At 56.3% G+C, this 16,530-nt stretch carries 13 protein-coding genes; 3 read left to right on the forward strand and 10 right to left on the reverse strand.

The window, feature by feature from the left end; translation table 11 throughout:
* Window positions 1-266: 266 nt before the first annotated feature.
* Genes radA through ACFWUB_RS02530 form a run of 5 tightly spaced genes read right to left on the reverse strand, consistent with a single transcriptional unit; the run spans window position 267 to window position 6,158 of the window.
* Entirely contained in the window at window positions 267-1,646 is a 1,380-nt protein-coding gene (gene radA, locus ACFWUB_RS02510) for a DNA repair protein RadA (protein ID WP_416184170.1), read from the reverse strand.
* Between the two features lie 9 nt (window positions 1,647-1,655).
* Entirely contained in the window at window positions 1,656-4,085 is a 2,430-nt protein-coding gene (locus ACFWUB_RS02515) for an ATP-dependent Clp protease ATP-binding subunit (RefSeq protein WP_416184380.1), read from the reverse strand.
* A 10-nt stretch (window positions 4,086-4,095) separates the two neighbouring features.
* Window positions 4,096-5,160: an ATP--guanido phosphotransferase gene (locus ACFWUB_RS02520; protein WP_020311268.1), complete on the reverse strand. Its 1,065-nt coding sequence runs from the start codon at window positions 5,158-5,160 to the stop codon at window positions 4,096-4,098.
* Between the two features lie 3 nt (window positions 5,161-5,163).
* Window positions 5,164-5,679 carry a UvrB/UvrC motif-containing protein gene (locus tag ACFWUB_RS02525; protein ID WP_014016303.1) on the reverse strand — a complete coding sequence of 172 codons (516 nt, stop codon included), beginning with the start codon at window positions 5,677-5,679 and terminating at the stop codon, window positions 5,164-5,166.
* Between the two features lie 23 nt (window positions 5,680-5,702).
* A complete protein-coding gene (locus tag ACFWUB_RS02530) occupies window positions 5,703-6,158 on the reverse strand; it encodes a CtsR family transcriptional regulator (protein WP_416184381.1) in 456 nt (151 codons plus the stop codon).
* Between the two features lie 371 nt (window positions 6,159-6,529).
* Here ACFWUB_RS02530 and ACFWUB_RS02535 point away from each other — a divergent pair, with 371 nt between their 5' ends.
* Both ACFWUB_RS02535 and ACFWUB_RS02540 read left to right on the forward strand, forming a co-directional pair.
* The gene (locus ACFWUB_RS02535; protein WP_416184171.1) at window positions 6,530-8,278 is read left to right on the forward strand and encodes an ABC transporter ATP-binding protein; all 1,749 of its coding nucleotides are present in this window, start codon (window positions 6,530-6,532) and stop codon (window positions 8,276-8,278) included.
* Window positions 8,271-9,905 (forward strand): ABC transporter ATP-binding protein, encoded by a 1,635-nt coding sequence (locus ACFWUB_RS02540; protein ID WP_020311264.1) that lies wholly within the window; start codon window positions 8,271-8,273, stop codon window positions 9,903-9,905. Before ACFWUB_RS02535 ends, ACFWUB_RS02540 begins: the two co-directional genes overlap by 8 nt.
* A 253-nt stretch (window positions 9,906-10,158) precedes the next feature.
* Here the strand turns inward: ACFWUB_RS02540 and ACFWUB_RS02545 are convergent, their stop codons facing one another.
* From ACFWUB_RS02545 to ACFWUB_RS02555, 3 genes are all read right to left on the reverse strand, one after another.
* A complete protein-coding gene (locus tag ACFWUB_RS02545) occupies window positions 10,159-11,160 on the reverse strand; it encodes a VirK/YbjX family protein (RefSeq protein ID WP_020311263.1) in 1,002 nt (333 codons plus the stop codon).
* Window positions 11,161-11,258: 98 nt separating this feature from the next.
* A complete protein-coding gene (locus tag ACFWUB_RS02550; protein ID WP_292106660.1) occupies window positions 11,259-12,290 on the reverse strand; it encodes an alpha-hydroxy-acid oxidizing protein in 1,032 nt (343 codons plus the stop codon).
* 12 nt (window positions 12,291-12,302) lie between these two features.
* Window positions 12,303-13,124, reverse strand: a complete 822-nt coding sequence (locus ACFWUB_RS02555; RefSeq protein ID WP_416184172.1) for a 4Fe-4S binding protein — start codon at window positions 13,122-13,124, stop codon at window positions 12,303-12,305.
* A gap of 176 nt (window positions 13,125-13,300) precedes the next feature.
* Here ACFWUB_RS02555 and rnhA point away from each other — a divergent pair, with 176 nt between their 5' ends.
* Window positions 13,301-13,990, forward strand: a complete 690-nt coding sequence (gene rnhA, locus ACFWUB_RS02560) for a ribonuclease HI (RefSeq protein ID WP_416184173.1) — start codon at window positions 13,301-13,303, stop codon at window positions 13,988-13,990.
* A 272-nt stretch (window positions 13,991-14,262) separates the two neighbouring features.
* Here the strand turns inward: rnhA and ACFWUB_RS02565 are convergent, their stop codons facing one another.
* Window positions 14,263-15,324 (reverse strand): RNA-guided endonuclease TnpB family protein, encoded by a 1,062-nt coding sequence (locus ACFWUB_RS02565; RefSeq protein WP_416184174.1) that lies wholly within the window; start codon window positions 15,322-15,324, stop codon window positions 14,263-14,265.
* A 393-nt stretch (window positions 15,325-15,717) separates the two neighbouring features.
* On the reverse strand, window positions 15,718-16,515 hold the full coding sequence (locus ACFWUB_RS02570; protein ID WP_416184175.1) for an MBL fold metallo-hydrolase: 798 nt from the start codon (window positions 16,513-16,515) through the stop codon (window positions 15,718-15,720).
* Between the last annotated feature and the right edge of the window lie 15 nt (window positions 16,516-16,530).

The following is a 16,530-nucleotide window of genomic DNA, read 5'->3' on the forward strand; positions in this document are numbered from 1 at the left end:
TCGGCCGGCACCTGATGGGCCAGAATGGCTTGAGACGGCCCATTCGGATTATGCCTCCCATAATAGGGGAGGTGGCCGTAAGGCCGGAGAGGTTGCCTTGAAAACCTCTCAGTCAGCTGCGCTGACAGATCCCCTATCAGGGGAGCACTAGCCACTAGCCACTAAAATTAGCGTAACAGGTTTACTCAAAAAAGGCAAGCGAAAAGGCGCTGTCGCATAAAGACAGCGCCTTTTGGGGTATTAAGTTCGCAGTTTGTAGCATAAGGTTATCTCCGGAAGGCCTTTTCGATGGCTTCGCGCAGGGTGGCTACGCCTACGAAATGGCAGTCCGGGAATTTGTCTGTTTCGATGTCTTCCAGGTTGCCTTTGGGCAGGATAAAGGCGTTGAAGCCCATCTTGGCCGCTTCTTTGACGCGGCGCAGGGCCTGGGGGACGCGGCGGATATCGCCGGTGAGGCCGACTTCGCCCATGACGACGGTCCGGCTGTCCATGGAGATATCCCGCAGGCTGGAGTAAACGGCCAGGGCCACGGGCAGGTCCGCTGCGGTCTCGGTCAGGCGCAGGCCGCCGACGACGTTGATGTAGACGTCCTGGCTGCCCAGGGGTACGCCCAGGCGCTTTTCCAGGACGGCCAGGAGGATGATCAGGCGGTTATAGTCCATGCCCGATGCCGTCCGCCGCGGGACGGCGAAGACGGAATGGGCCGTCAGGGCCTGGATTTCACCAAGCATGGGCCGCATGCCATCCAGGACGGCAGCTACGGCTGAGCCGGCCTGGTCGGCCGCCCGTTCGGCCAGGAGCAGCTGAGACGGGTTCTCCAGTTCCGACAGGCCGCTGCTGGTCATGGTGAACAGGCCCGATTCATTGGTCGAGCCGAAGCGGTTCTTGATGCCCCGCAGGATGCGGAACTGGTAGTTCCGTTCACCTTCAAAGTAGAGGACCACGTCTACCATGTGTTCCATCATGCGCGGCCCGGCAATGGCGCCGTCCTTGGTGACGTGGCCGATGACGACGATGGGGATGCCTTCGCTTTTGGCAAAGGTCATGAGGCGGCTCGTGTTCTCGCGTATCTGGGCCAGACTGCCCGGCGTCCCTTCGACGGCCTGGCTGTACATGGTCTGGATGGAATCGACGACCAGCAAGGACGGCCGCCGCTTTTTAGCTTCATCGAGGATATGGTCCAAGGAGGTATCGGCCTGGATGATCAAGTCCGGCGTAAAAATGCCCAGTCGCTGAGCGCGCATCTTGATCTGACCAGCCGATTCTTCTCCCGAGCCGTAGAGGACAGTGCCGTTCTTGTCACAGACAGCGGCCGCCAGCTGCAAGACCAGCGTCGACTTGCCGATGCCTGGATCACCGCTGAGCAGGATCAGCGCCCCTGGGACGATACCGCCGCCGAGGACGCGGTCCAGTTCGCCAATGCCCGTTTCCATGCGGACCATGTCTTCCATGGCGATATCCGCCAGGGACGCCGCCTGCGACGCCGGACCGCTGCGAGCCATGCTCTGTGCCGCTTTGGGCGCTTCCGGCGCGACCGTCTCTTCAACCATGGTATTCCATTCGCCGCACTGCGGGCAGCGACCGAGCCAGCGGCTGGACACGCTGCCGCAGTTACTGCAGACGTAACGGGTCTTTATCTTTGCCATGACTGCTCCTTACTCCGTCGTAAAGACGAGTTTCTTCTTGTCCAGGCTGTCGACATGGATTGTATTGCCTTCCTTGACACTGCTGCTGAGGAGCATTTCGGCAATCGGGTCTTCGACGAGCTTCTGGATAGCCCGCTTCAACGGCCGGGCGCCATAGGCGAAGTCCGTCCCTTCCTCGACCAGGACGTCGTCGGCAGCCGTTGTCCAGTCGAGGGCGACACCCTTTTCACCGAGGCGCTTGGTCAGGTCCTTGAGCAGGATGTCGACGATCTGGCGCAGGTCTTTCTGTTCCAGCGGCTTGAAGACGATGATTTCGTCGATACGGTTGAGGAATTCCGGCCGGAAGAAGCGTTTCACATCGGCCATGATTTCCTTCTTGGCTACTGCAAAAGATGCTTCCCGGTCCTTGGCGCTGTCGCCGCCCGTCGAGAAGCCCATGACCGGGCCCGACGGCTTGAGATGCGATGCGCCGAGGTTGCTGGTCATGATGATGACCGTATTGCGGAAGTCGACAGTCCGACCTTTGGAGTCGGTCAAGCGGCCTTCGTCGAGGACCTGCAGGAGCAGGTTGAAGAAGTCGCTGCTGGCCTTTTCCACTTCGTCGAAGAGGATGACGCTGTACGGCTTTTCCCGGACGGCATCGGTCAGTTCGCCGCCTTCTTCATAGCCGACGTAGCCCGGAGGCGCGCCGACCAGGCGGGAAACGCTGTATTTTTCCATGAATTCGCTCATGTCGATGCGTATCATGTTGTCAGCACTGCCGAAGAGCTGGGCTGCCAGAGTCCGGGCCAATTCGGTCTTGCCGACACCGGACGGGCCGAGGAAGAGGAAGGAACCGATAGGCCGGTTGGCATCCTTGAGGCCGGCTCGGGCCCGGCGGACGGCTTTAGCTACGGCCGTGACGGCGTCGTCCTGGCTGATGACCCGTTTATGCAGTTCTTCTTCTAAGTGAAGGAGGCGCTGCGATTCCGTTTCCGTAATCTGTTGGACCGGGACGCCTGTCCACATGGATACGACGTCGGCAATGTCGTTTTCCGTAACGACGAGCTTTTCATCGTCGTGCTGCTTCTTTTCTTTCTGAAGGGCCGAGATTTCCGACGATACTTTCTTGCCGGCATCGCGGAGGGACGCGCATTTTTCAAAGTCTTCGCCAGCCAGGGCCGCTTCTTTTTCTTTATTGATGTCGGCCAGTTTCTGTTCCAGGTCCTGAAGTTCATGGGACGGCGCATAGACCTTCATGCGGACGCGGGCCGCGGCTTCGTCCATGACGTCGATGGCCTTGTCCGGCAGATAACGGTCGGAAATGTACCGTGACGACAGTTTGACCGCAGCCTTTACGGCTTCATCGGTGATGTGGGCCTTGTGGAAGGCTTCGTAGCGGTCGCGCAGGCCGAAGAGGATAGCCATGGCATCGTCTTCCGTCGGTTCGCCGACCAGGACGGGCTGGAAACGGCGGGCCAGGGCGGCATCTTTTTCAAAGTGTTTCTTATATTCGTCGATAGTCGTGGCGCCGATGCACTGCAAATCGCCGCGGGCCAGGGCCGGTTTGAGGATGTTGGCCGCATCCATGGCGCCTTCGACAGCACCGGCTCCGATGAGCTGATGGATTTCGTCGATGAAGAGGATGATCGAGTCATCCTCTTCGATCGTGTCGAGGATGCGCTTGATCCGTTCTTCAAATTCACCACGGTACTTGGTACCGGCAACGATACTGGCCAAATCGAGGGAGAAAATGCGCTTGTCCAGCAGGCTGTCGGGCACATTGCCAGTGATGATGCGCTGGGCCAGACCTTCGGCGATGGCCGTCTTGCCGACGCCAGGGGCGCCGATGAGGACCGGATTGTTCTTAGTCCGGCGGCTGAGGATCTGGATGACGCGGCTGATTTCCTTTTCCCGGCCGATGACCGGGTCGATTTTCCCCTGTTTGGCCCATTCATTAAGGTCGCGGCCGAACTGGGACAAGTCGCTGCCATTCTTGGACGGTACGGCATCGCCGCCTTCGACGGCCGGGTCGTTCATAAGCTCGCTCAGGCGCTGGGAGACCAGGTCCGGGTCGATGTCCATATCTTCCAGGATCTGGACGGCCATGCCGCTCCCTTCTTCGAGGATGCCGGCCAGCATATGTTCTGTGCCGACATAGTTCTGTTCCAGCCGGTTGGCTTCACGGACGGCCAGTTCCATAGTCCGCTTCGTCCGCGGCGTCAGGCGCAGCTTCGTCGGCGAATCCTGGCCCCAGCCGACATGCTGTTCGATGGCACGGGTAACGTTTTCCGGCGTCAGGCCCAACTGGTTGAGGAGCAGGCCGGCAATGCTGTCTGTATTGAGAACGAGACCGAGCAGGATATGTTCGGTCCCGACGTAATTATGGTGGAATTTTTGTGCCGCGTCCTGCGCATACTGCAGGACAGCTTTGGCATCATTGGTAAGACGATTGTTCATCATGGGAAATTCACTTCCTCCGGTAAGCAATGAGTACTTGCTGCACGGCTTCAGCCCGCTGGTGTTCCAGCTCTTCCCCGTTCAGTTCGGTCCCGGCCTTGAGCTGCAGATAAGCCGGTTCGACGACGGTCATGATGGCTTCATAAGCCAGAGGGCCTTCGGGGATGACCCCCATGTCGATGCCGAAACGCAGGTCGCTGGCCAGGGCCAGGGATTCCTGGTCGGCCAGGAGCCATGCCCGGCTGAGGGTGCCGTAAGTACGCAGCCATTTATCTTTTAATGTATTTTCATTGTGGTCCCAGACCAGGCTGCGGCAATTCTGTTCTTCCTGGACAATCTGGGTGACGATTTTGCGCAGCTGGTCGAGGATATCTGTTTCGGTCACTCCCAGGGTAATCTGATTGGTGATCTGGAAGATGTTGCCGATACATTCATTGCGTTCGCCGTACATCCCGGATACGGTGAAGCCGAATTTAGTAATGCCCTGGACGATGCGGTTGAACCGCTTCATGAGGATCAGGGCCGGGACGTGGATGGTCACGCCGACGGTCAGGCCCGTACCGGTCAGGGACGGACTGGCCGTGAGGTAACCGAAATCGTCGCGGAAGGCGAAATCCAGGTGGCTTTCCAGGGCATCGTCGACCTGGGCCGCCTGGTCCCAGACGCGCTGGAGGTCGAAACCAGGTGCTGCCGTCTGGATGCAGAAATGGTCTTCTTCATTGATCATGATCGACACGGCCCCGTCTTCACGGAGCAGGAGGCCCCGGTGCTTGGGCTGTTCGATATGACTGGCCGAGGAAAAATGTTTCACTGCCAGCATTTCCCGTTCCAGCGGCGACAATTCGTCGAGGCCGATGAAGGTATAGCGCCCATGGCCCAAGGTATCGAGGGTACCAATCTGGCGTTTGCCCTCTTCGAGGACGGCGGCCAGTTCCGTATCCGACGCCTTATCGGGAAAGACGTATTTCTTCAGGTTCCGGTCCAGGCGGACGCGGCTGTCGATGACGATATCGTTGAAGTTTCCCGTGCCGTCCTGCCAGGGGCAGAGCGGCTGCTGGAGCATATCGTGGACCATGGCTTATTCCCCCTTTCCGCCATCCGGCAGCTGACGCTGGAGGGCGCGGATCTCATCGCGGACTTTCGCCGCTTCTTCATAGCGTTCTTCCTGGACCAGTTTCTGCAGGTGCTGGCGCAGGCGTTTGACGTGTGTCGCCGTCCGGAAGACGCCGGTACCGCGGTTGGGCACCTTGCCGACGTGCTTGCTGTGGCCGTGGATGCGGCGCAGGAGCGGCGGAATTTCTTCCTTGAAGGCTTCGTAGCAGTCGGGGCAGCCGAACTTCCCGAGGCGGTTGAATTCGCTGTAGGTCATACCGCAGCTGGCACAGCGCGGTTCGTCGCCGCTGCGTCCCTGGTAGTCCGGGTAGGCCATCTTGCGGAAAAAGTCGTTATCAATGATATTCAAATCTCTGAAATTAGAAAAATTGGTCTGTTTCTTGGCACAGGCTGCACACAGGTGCAAATCCGTGCGCCGCCCGTTCTCGATCTTGACGATATGGACAACAGCCTCTCTTTTCTTACAGGCATCACATAACATAGCCCTCACGTCCTTTCTATCACTCAATGGAGATTGAGGTTCTTCAAAATGTCGCTGATGACCAGCAGGCGCGTCCCTTCATCGTCGATGCGGCGATAGAGGGATTCAAAAGTCAAGTGTAGGATGACCGCTTCGTTGTTGGCCAGGCTGCGCCGCTTGAGGAGCTGGTACAGCAGGGCATCCAGGTCTTCCATGGAAATGCTGACGGCCGGCAGACGTTCGTGCAGGAGGACCGGCGTGCGGTCCTGCTTCTTCGGCGTCAGCTTGATGATGCGGACGAATCCACCGGACCCGCGCCGCGATTCGACCAGATAGCCCTTGTCGTTGGAAAAACGCGTGCTCAGGACGTAGCTGATCTGGGACGGAGCGCATTGCAGTTCGTCGGCCAGCTCATTACGGCGCAATACAATGTCTGAATTGTCTTCTTCTAACAATTTATGTAAAATGAATTGTTCAATCTTATCCGCTAATACACTCATCATAATCACCCCGTAAAAATATATTTTCCTTTTTGACTTTCATACAACTCTATTATATTCGTCTTTTTGACTTTACGCAAGAGGCCTGTCCCCATTTCCCATCATATAGGCAATAGTCTCATTCGAAAAAAAGGCGCTGTTACATGAAAACAACGCCTTTTTGAGCTTTAAGTTTGCAGTTTGTAGTTTTTAGTGAGTGGTTTTCTACAAACTCCATGCTACAAACTATAAATTGAAAGGTACCTTGCATGATGGCAGAAATCTTCATGCGATAGTCCTACGACGAACGATGAACGGCACCCTGCCTGCGTCCTGTTGTACAAAGGCCCATAATAGTGTATGATATATGAACTATAATCATCAAATGTGAGGTGTTCCCATTGAAACGATTCGGCCCGGGTTCGGTCCGTTATTATTTTTACCATGAAAAGAAATTGCTGCTCATCGTCACGCTGAGCGGTATCTTATACAATGTCGGCATGATTGCCGGCCCCTGGTTCGACGGGCAGCTGGCCCAATACCTCTATGATATTTTCGGCGGTACCCGGACGGCAGCGGATATGTACGCCCTCTGTCTCTGTTACGCCCTGGTCATCCTCGGCGTCCAGGGCGCCCGCTATGTCAAGCGCCTGTACGTCCGGAAGTTCGCCAACAACATCAGCCTTTCCATGAAAGACCGGCTTTACCAGCACCTGGTCCAGACGCCGAAGCGGGACATGGAGCAGGCCGATACGGGTGCCTTGATGACCAAAGTCATTTCCGACATCGACACCTGCGTCGAAGGGATGCGCAAGTTCACGACGGAAATCTTCGATACCGGCGTCGTCATGGCGGCCTATGTGGTCATGCTCGTCTGGTACGACTGGCGCCTGACGCTGTGCGTCCTCGTCTTCCCGCCCATCGCCTATGCCCTGGCCAACAGCCTGCGCCGCCTGGTCGCCGTGACGGCGGCCCGCAGCAAAGAAAGCAGCGGCGCCCTGTCGGGCATGACCCTGGACCGCATCAGCAACGCCCTGACGTACCGCGTCTACGGCGAAGAAGCCATACAGGACCAGCGGTATGAAGGCTACCTGGCTGACTATGAAAAGAAGATGATCCTGGCCAATCTCTGGGAAAATACACTCCAGCCGATTTACAAAGTCATCGCCATGATCGGCACGATGCTGGTCATCTGGTTCGGCGGCCGCAACGTCCTGGGAACGGGTTGGGAAAGCTGGGATATCGCCGCTTTCTCGACGTACCTGGCCTGTTTCATCAAGCTGGCGACGAAATCATCCCATGCGGCAAAATTGTTCAACGCCATCCAGAAAGCCCAGGTTTCGTGGCAGCGCATCCAGCCCCATCTCCAGGCGGCAACGGAACTGCCCGATCCCGTACCGCCGGCAGCCCCGGCAGCCCTGACGGTCCGCCACCTGTCCTTCACCTATCCCGGCAGTGACGGCCCTATTTTCCAGGACCTCTCCTTCTCGGCCCGTCCCGGTACTATCATCGGCATCACCGGGCCTGTCGCCTGCGGCAAATCGACGCTGGGCCAGGCCTTCCTCTGTGAAAACCCGCACGGCGGCCAGATTTTCTTTGGCGCCAAGGAACTGGGCAACGGCCACACGGCGCCAGACGGCATCGTCGGCTATTGCGGCCACGACGCAGAACTCTTTGCGGCTACCGTCGAAGAGAACATCCGCCTCGGCCTGCCTGGCGATATCGGCACTGTCCTGAAAATGGTCTGCATGGACCAGGACTGCGCCACCTTCCCGGCCGGGACCCAGACGCCTATCGGCGAAGGCGGCCAGCGCTTGTCCGGCGGCCAGCAGGCCCGCATCGCCTTGGCCCGGACCTTGTTCCATCTGCGGCCGCTCCTCATTCTCGACGACCCTTTCGCCGCCGTCGACATGGCGACAGAACGGAAGATTTTCACCAGCCTGCGCCAGGATTACAGCGACCGCATCATCCTCCTCATCTCGCACCGCCTGAGCCTTTTCCCCAATCTGGACCAGGTCATCTGGCTCAACGGGGACGGGACCAGCGTCGTCGCCACGCACGAAGCTCTATATGCATCCTGTCCGGCCTACCGGAATCTCTATGACCTGCAGCATGCCCAGGGAGGTGCCCACCATGCGTAATATTTTCTGGCAGACCCTGAAAAAGAACGGCCTGCTCCTGGTGATCCTCATCGCAGCCATCATCGCGTCCATCGCCGTAGGCGTCACGCCGCCCCTCATCCTGCAATACATCGTCGACAGCCTGGTCAGCGGCTCGTTCAGCGCCTATCCCCTGCTGACGGCAGGCATCCTCTACTTTGCCCTCAATGCCGGCAGCGGCCTCGTCGATGCCCTCAAGGAGACGCTGATCACCGTCTTCGGCCAGAAAATCACCCACGGCCTGCGCTCAGCCATGTGCCAGCGCCTCGACGAATTGCCGGCGGCGTACTTCGTCAGCCATGAAGCCGGCGCTGTCACATCGCTCTTCGTCAACGACGTCGATACCCTGGAAAACCTCTTCGATTCCGGCGTCGTCAGCATGATTGCCGATGCCTTCACGATTCTCAGCATCCTCGTCGTCGTCTTCCACCTGAGTCTGGGCCTGGGCATATTGCTCTGTATCTGCCTGCCCCTCTTGTTTATCCTGACCCGCTATTTCCAGAAGCGCATGCTCCAGGCCCAGCGGGACAACCGCATCGCCGTAGGCCGGACGAACGAACTCATTCCGGAAACGGTCCATAATATCCGCACGATTCACACGTGCCAGCAGGAACGCTACCTGCGACAGCGCTATGGCCGGACGATCCGGGCCAGTTTCGACGCCATGGAACGGAGCAATTTCTGTGACTCCATCTATTCGCCGATCATCATCACCAGCTGCACGGTCATCATCTGCCTGATGATGGCCCTGTCCGTCAGCAGTCCGTCCCTGCAGGAAATCTTCGGCATGACCGTCGGCAGCGTCGTCGCCCTCATCGCCTATGTGCGCCGCATCTTCTCGCCCTTAGAAAGCATCGGCATGGAAATCCAGAACATCCAGTCTGCCGTCGCCGGTATCGGCCGCCTGAAGGACTTCTTTGCCGAACCCATCCAGGAACGAAAAGAACCGGAAGTCCCTGACGCAGCAGCGGCACCACTGGTCATCGACGATGCCGCCTTTGGCTATGGCCGGGAAAAAGATATTTTCCGCCACTTTTCGCTCACCGTCGCCGCCGGGGAAATGGTCACCATCACCGGCCGTACCGGCGCCGGCAAGAGCACCCTCTTCAAACTCATCCTCGGCCTCTACCAGCCCCGGGAAGGCCAGGTCCGCATCTTTGGCTGCGACCCGTCCCGGCTGGCCCCTGCTGTCCGGCGCCAGGTCTTCGGCTACGTCGAGCAGCAGTTCCACGCCATCAGCGGTACCGTCGCCGACCAAATCAGCCTCAAGGACCCTCGGGTCACAGCAGGCGCCATGGAAAAAGCCCTGCACCTCGTCGGTCTGTGGGATACGTGCTGTGCCCTGCCCCAGGGACTGGACACGCCCTTCCGGCCGGAACTCTTTTCCCGCGGCCAGAGCCAGCTCCTGTCCATCGCCCGGGCCGTCGTCATGAACCCGCAGATTCTCTTGTTCGATGAAATCACGGCCAATCTCGATTCCCTGACAGAAAGCCAGGTCCTGCAGGCCCTGCAGGCCGCCGCCAAAGACCGGACGGTCCTCTCCATCTCCCATCGCCTCTACGAAGCCCAGGGCGGCCGCCGCGTCGTCATCGGAGAAACAGAAGCGTAGGTCGTTCGTCGTTTGTCGCAATCCGCAGACCGCTGATTGCAAAAAAAAAGAAAGCGCTGTCGCATGAAGACAGCGCTTTTTAAGTGGCTAGTGGCTAGTGGCTAGTGGCTAGTTGTTAGTGGTTAGCGGATGGGTTTAAATTTAAAGGTTTTCTCTGCAAACTACAAACTCTGTACTACAAACTATAAAGTAAACGGGGCCGCGCATGATGGTAGAAGCCTTCGTGCGACAGCCTCCCACGGATCACCATTCACTATTTCGCCGGTGCTTCGATAGGGTCGTAATCAGCCGGTTTGTCCGTAATGGATGCTTCGTCGATGGCCGACGGTACCGGGTCGAAGCCCTGGCGGAACAGGGCCTTGATGGCAGCGATGTACGGCGGGATGATGGTGTCCATGAGGAGATAGCGCTTGCGGAAAAGGTTGCGCTTCTGCGACTTGATTTCGCCGTATTTGCGCCGTCTTTCTTCGATAGGCAGGTGGTAATACCACGGTTCCTTGCCATCCGGTGCGGCTCCTTCGCCGATCCAGAATTCATTGAAATTGGTCTTCTTCGAGCGGTTGCCGCGCAGCATATGGCTGTTGGTATAGAAGCCTTCGTCCGTGATGACATATATGTCATGGATGCCCAAGGTCTGGACGAAGATGCGCATGAGATAGAGGATGAAATTCTTCGGCCGATAGCCAAAGAGCTTCTTGGTCAGGACCTTGGTCGTTTCCAGGCCGTGCTTTGAGCCCTGGATGGTGCCGATGTACACGGACGGCGTCCCGTCAACATTGTAATCGAAACGAAAATTGAAATGATAGATCATCTGGCCTTCATGATAGAGGTAGAGCGACAAGAAGCCTTCCTTGCGCTGGCCCGTATCGAAGATGAGCCGCGCTTCCAGGGGCAGCGATTCGTCCGGCGAAGTCCACAGGGTATAGCCGTTCCCCCAGTAGAGTTCATGGATGACCTCGTCAGAAAAGAAAGTCCGCAAGATAGTGAAATGATGTTTCAAGGCATCGAGACGCTGGCGCATGGTCGAATTCTTGAACAAGAAGACGCGGGTCATGACTTCCTGGAAATCCGGGTCATGCTGCTCCAAGAAGCCCTTCATCGGTTCATAATGGTCAAAGAAATCGTAGAGCTCTTCAAATAAAGCCCGGTTGGACACGGCACGGGCAAAAAAAACGACAGCCCGCTTGTTTTCCTGGAAATTCCGGGGCCCGTATATAAGGCGCGATAAGTGCCAGAAATAGGAAATGCTGTGCATGGAATACCTCCTATCAAGTACAAAGCTAATAGTACTATTATACGGGCAAGACAAGCAGGCTGTCAATGTGGGATGCGTGGCCAGTGGCTAGCTTCTATCTAATCCAGCTTCCGCACGATATTCGCCGGGACATGGGACAAATCGCGGACGCCGGTGATCATCATGGCATCCATGAGCTGGCGTTTGAGCGTATCCAGGAGGAGTTTGACCCCTTCGGCCCCACCTCCGACAGCCGCGACGGCAGCCGGTCTGCCGATGAGGACGGCGTCGGCGCCGAGGGCCAGCATCTTGAGGATGTCTTCGCCGTGACGGATACCGCCATCGACGAAAATGGTGATCCGCCCTTTGACGGCTGCGGCGATATCAGGCAGGACATCGGCCGTACCGGCCATGCCGTCGAGGACGCGGCCGCCGTGGTTGCTGACGACGATGCCTTGGGCACCGGCTTCGGCACAGGAGACGGCTTCTTCGGCCGACATGACGCCTTTGACGATGAAGGGCAGTTTGATAGCCTGGACGACTTCGGCAATGTCACGGGCACTCTTGGGCCCTACGGGCTGACCGAAAATCCGCATGTTAATCAGCGTCGCCGCATCGATGTCGCTGGCAACGGCAAAAGCGCCGGCTTCTTCGGCCTGATGGGCTTTCTCGATGATCTGGTCGTTGCTGCGGGGCTTGATAGTCGGGATGACGATGCCCGGCCGTTTCTTACAAGATGCAATGCCGGATGAATACATATACGGAGCACCGCTGTCACCGGTAAAGCACAGCGTACCCACATCCAGGGCTGCCTGAGTGACGGCTTCGTCATACTCTTGTTCTACTTCCGCCGGGTCGCCGTCTACCTGGGCATTGAGGACGATGCCGCCGACCGGCGCCAGGAGTACCGGCATACTGAGCCGTTTTCCCATAAGGGTCACAGCCGTATCCGGGTCGTCGACGCCAGACATGCTGCGCATGACCAGGCCGTATTCCTGGAGCGCTTCGACGTTACGCATGAAAGACCGTCCCGTGCGCAGGCCGCCGAAACCGGGAATCATGCCGACGCAGGCTTTGCCGTTGCACAGGGGACAGACATGGCAGCCTTTCATTTTTTCGCGTGCTTTGTTCCTTACTTCCTGTAAATCCATGAGAATCACTTCCTAAATGAAAATTTTATTGTCAGCACGGCCGCTGTAGGTCGTCTCTAACATCTTGACATGGGATAAAAAAGCTGGGTCATCAAAATACTTGGCCCCTTTGGGGCAGTTGCGCACGCAGCGCTGGCACTTGATGCAGATGCCGGTGACGATGGATGGCTGGTCCCGGTCGATGGATCCCATCGGGCACTGACGGGCACAGAGGCCGCAGGATACGCATTTTTCCAAGTCCGTCTTGGGCTTGGCCTTGAGGAATTTAGCCGGCTGGCCATCGACGCCCTTAGGAACGTAATACGGCGCCTGAGCATCGCCGTCGACGACGAGATGCGGTACCATGCCATCGGTCTGACGGATTTTCGATACGGCCAGATCCGTCAGGCGGACCATGAGGGCCAAATCGTCCTCATCGGGCCGATTGGGCGCCAGGGCGTCGGAAAAAGCGTGGGTCCCGACGAAAGCACCGGCCGCAACGGTGCGGAAGCCGTTGCCGTCGAGGGTCGCACAAAGTTCGGCCAGGGCGTTGTCGAAAGACCGGTTGCCATAAGTCACGACAGCCAGGGCCAAGGCCCCTTTGCCGATGAGTTTTTCCTGATACGTCGGCAAAATCTTATTGGGCAATTTCCCGGCATACGTCGGACCGCCGACGATGACCAGGTCGCCTGCCGAAAAAGTACGGACCCTTTCGCGTTCTTCCGGCAAATCCAGGGAAATGGCCCGGCACGATACCTGAAAGAGCCGCGCCGCTTCAGAAGCGGCCTGACAGACGAGGCGTTTCGTATTGCCTGTCGGGCTAAAATAGACAGCATACACATGTTGGATGTTCATAAAAATCACCTCAGTTACACAAAACACGATGCACCCTTCCTTTTCCTTATTATATACCTAAAAAGGACTGTCGCACAAAGTTTTTTACGCTCTGCGAAGTCCTTGTTTGAAGTTTGATGTTCCTTCCGCTTTTATGTTAGAATACAGTATGATTTTTACAAAAAATGAGGTGTCTTATGCAAAAGAAAATCTATGCCGTGCGGCATGGCCGTACGACGGGTCTGTTCCTGTCCTGGGCAGACTGTCAACAACAAGTGAATGGCTTCCCCGGCGCCCGCTTCAAGAGTTTCACCGACGCGACAGAGGCCTGGAAATGGCTCAACGGCGAAGAAACGGCGACGCCGAAGAAGGCAAGGGCTCCCAAAAAAGCCCGGCCATCATCCAAAGCAGCTGTACCGTCTTCCCCGCTCCGTCCCGACGAGGAACAGGATTTCGTCATCTATACCGATGGCTCGTGCCTGCGCAATCCCGATGGGCCCGGCGGCTGGGCCGTCGTCGCCCGCAATGTCGCTACCGGCGAAGTGACGGAGCTGTCTGACGGCAATCCGTCGACGACGAATAACCGCATGGAACTCCTGGCAGCCATCATGGCCCTGCGCTTCGCGCCGGAAGGGACGAAAGTCGCCTTGTACACCGACAGCCAGTACCTCAAGAACGGCATCACCAAATGGGTCGCCGGCTGGAAGCGCCGGGGCTGGAAAAAAGCCGACGGCCAGCCCGTCCTTAACCAGGGCTACTGGGTCGAACTGGACAAACTCTACCACGCTCACGACGTTACCTTCCACTGGGTCAAAGGCCACGTCGGCGTCGAACTCAACGAACGCTGCGACCAGCTGGCCAAAGCCCAGGCTGTGAAATATAAATAAGTGGTTAGTGGTTCGTTTTTACTGTAGGGGTCGCCACGTGGGTGACCCGCTTGGGTATTGGGGACGCGCTCTCCGAGCTGGAAAATAGCTCATATGCTGGGACGGGCTTGCCACGTGCAAGCCCCTACAGGTGTGAACGTACTCCCGCCTATAGAGGCGGGAGCTTCCTGCTTCAACGAAAACAGCGCCACTGACTCCAAAGAGTTGCGGCGTCTTACACTCTCTCCACAGGCGTAGATTCCCGTGCGACCCACGGTATTTTATGGATTACGTCAGGCTGATATTCGCCTGGCTTCTTCTCGGATATTTATGGCTGCGTTTTTATCCCTGTCATGATGACTGCCACATTTGGGACAATTCCATTCCCGTACAGACAAATCTTTAGTTTCACTAGTTCGGTAGCCACATACGTGACACAGCTGGCTGCTCGGATACCACTTGTCTATCTTGATAAGCTGTTTGCCTTGCCAAGCCAACTTATATTCCAGCATGTTCGTGAACAGATTCCAGCCATTGTCCGCTACGGATTTGCCAAAACTGAACTTACCACCCTTTTTCCGCTTTGCCATCGCTTTGACGCTGATATCCTCAATGCCAATGGCATCATAGCGGTCTGCAAGGTAGCGGGACTTTTTGTGCAGGAAATCCCGGCGTTGATTGGCCACTTTCTCATGGAGAATAGCTACGCGCAGTCTTTGTTTCTCTCTGTTGTGACTTCCTTTTTGTTTCTTGGATAGCTTCTGTTGCGCCTTAGCCAGTCTTTTCTCTGCCTTTCGCAGGAAATCGGGATATTTAGCATCCTCCTCATCGGAAGCCACATACAAGCCGTGCATCGCAAAATCCAAGCCAAGGAAGGTCTTCGGTATGACAGGGAGTACTTGGTTTTCATACTCCACCAGCATACTGATATAGTACTTTCCTGATGGCGTCTTGCTGATGGTTACGGTCTTTATGATACTGTTCTCTGGCAAGGGGCGATGCTGGCATAATTTCACCCAGCCGACTTTTGGCAGTTTCACCTTATGGCCCTCGATTCGGACAGAACCCTTCTGGTTGTTCGTGGAATACGAAGCGCGACTATTTTTCTTTGACTTGAAGCGCGGCTTGCCGAAATGCTGGCTGTCATTCCAAAAGTGGCTGTATGCCTTGTTCAGATTCAGTTGGGCATTGGCAAGGGCTAAACTATCGACTTCCTTTAGCCAAGGGAAGTCTTCCTTGTACTGCGCAGGCGTGTTATTCAGCTTTTGGCCGGTTTCCTTATAATAGGCAAGGCGGTCACTCAACATTTTGTTATAGATGAATCGGACACAGCCGAAGGTCTTGGCAAACATCATTTTCTGTGCCGTTGTCGGATAGATTCTGTATCGGTATGCCTTATTCACTATCATCACCTGCCTTGACTTTCTATATACTTTCACTCTTACTACTGATTATACTGCAAATCAACTTGTGAAGCTATTGTTTTTCTGATGGCATCGAGCCCTCAGAAAAACCTGCAATTCATCTCACCGCCTAAAGAGGCGGGAGACTTCTTGCAGAATCAGGTTAAAACGTATCATTTTACCCTATCTCCTTACTGTATCCCTTAATCTTCTTCAACTTCTGCTAATTTTTGTGCAATGTTTTCCCAAGCTGCCAAAAAGCAGGACTAAATTTATTTTAACAGAATCGTATAAGGTTGTACAATAAAAATAGGCTGTCGCCCATGCGACAGCCTATTCTACAAACTATAAAGCGATGACGTCTAAATCATCTGGGATATACAGTTTTCCCTGATAATACCGGCATCCTTCGGCATGGTAACGCTGGCGGCGATGGGCCAGGTCCTTATCTTCCGTATGATAGAGGATCAGGTTCTGCACGCCCAGGCGGGCCGCCGTTTGGCAGGCATCTTTGACGGTAGAATGGTGTTTCTCATAGGGATGGAAGATATCCGCTTCGGCATCGAGGCAGAAAGCTTCATGAAGGAGCCATTTACTATCCCGGACATAGGCTTCTTCCCAGGGCTGATACGGCTCATCACCACAGCAGGTCAGTCTGCCGTCGGCGAGTTCTAAAGAAAAGCCGAATTGTTTGGCCTTGGTCGAACGAATATCGAAAAAAATTACGTCATGACCCATGAGCTGACGCGTCTCCCCATCGGTCACCGTCACAAGATGAAGGCGGTCATCGAGGAAAGCACTGTCTTTCGAGGACAGCAGAGCCTTTCCCATCGTGCGCAGCAGGGAAATGACTTCATCATGACCGTAGATAACGGCTTCGCCCTCATAGGTCCCGCGCCGCCAGGACTGACACATCATGCGCATAAGCCAGAGGATGCCCAGAAGATGATCCATGTGTTTATGGGTGACGAAGACCGTCCGCATATCCTGCCAGCGCAAATGGGCCTTTTCCAGCTGACACAGGAGTCCGTTCCCGCCGCCGCCATCGACGAGCAGATATTGACCGCTTTCATGGAGGACGAAACAAGTATTATAACAATGGGTCACCGTTGCGTTCCCCGTCCCTAACAAGGTCAGATTCATGACTATCCCTCCCGA

The sequence above is a fragment of the Megasphaera sp. genome (assembly GCF_047831605.1).
Lineage (GTDB): Bacteria > Bacillota > Negativicutes > Veillonellales > Megasphaeraceae > Megasphaera > Megasphaera intestinihominis.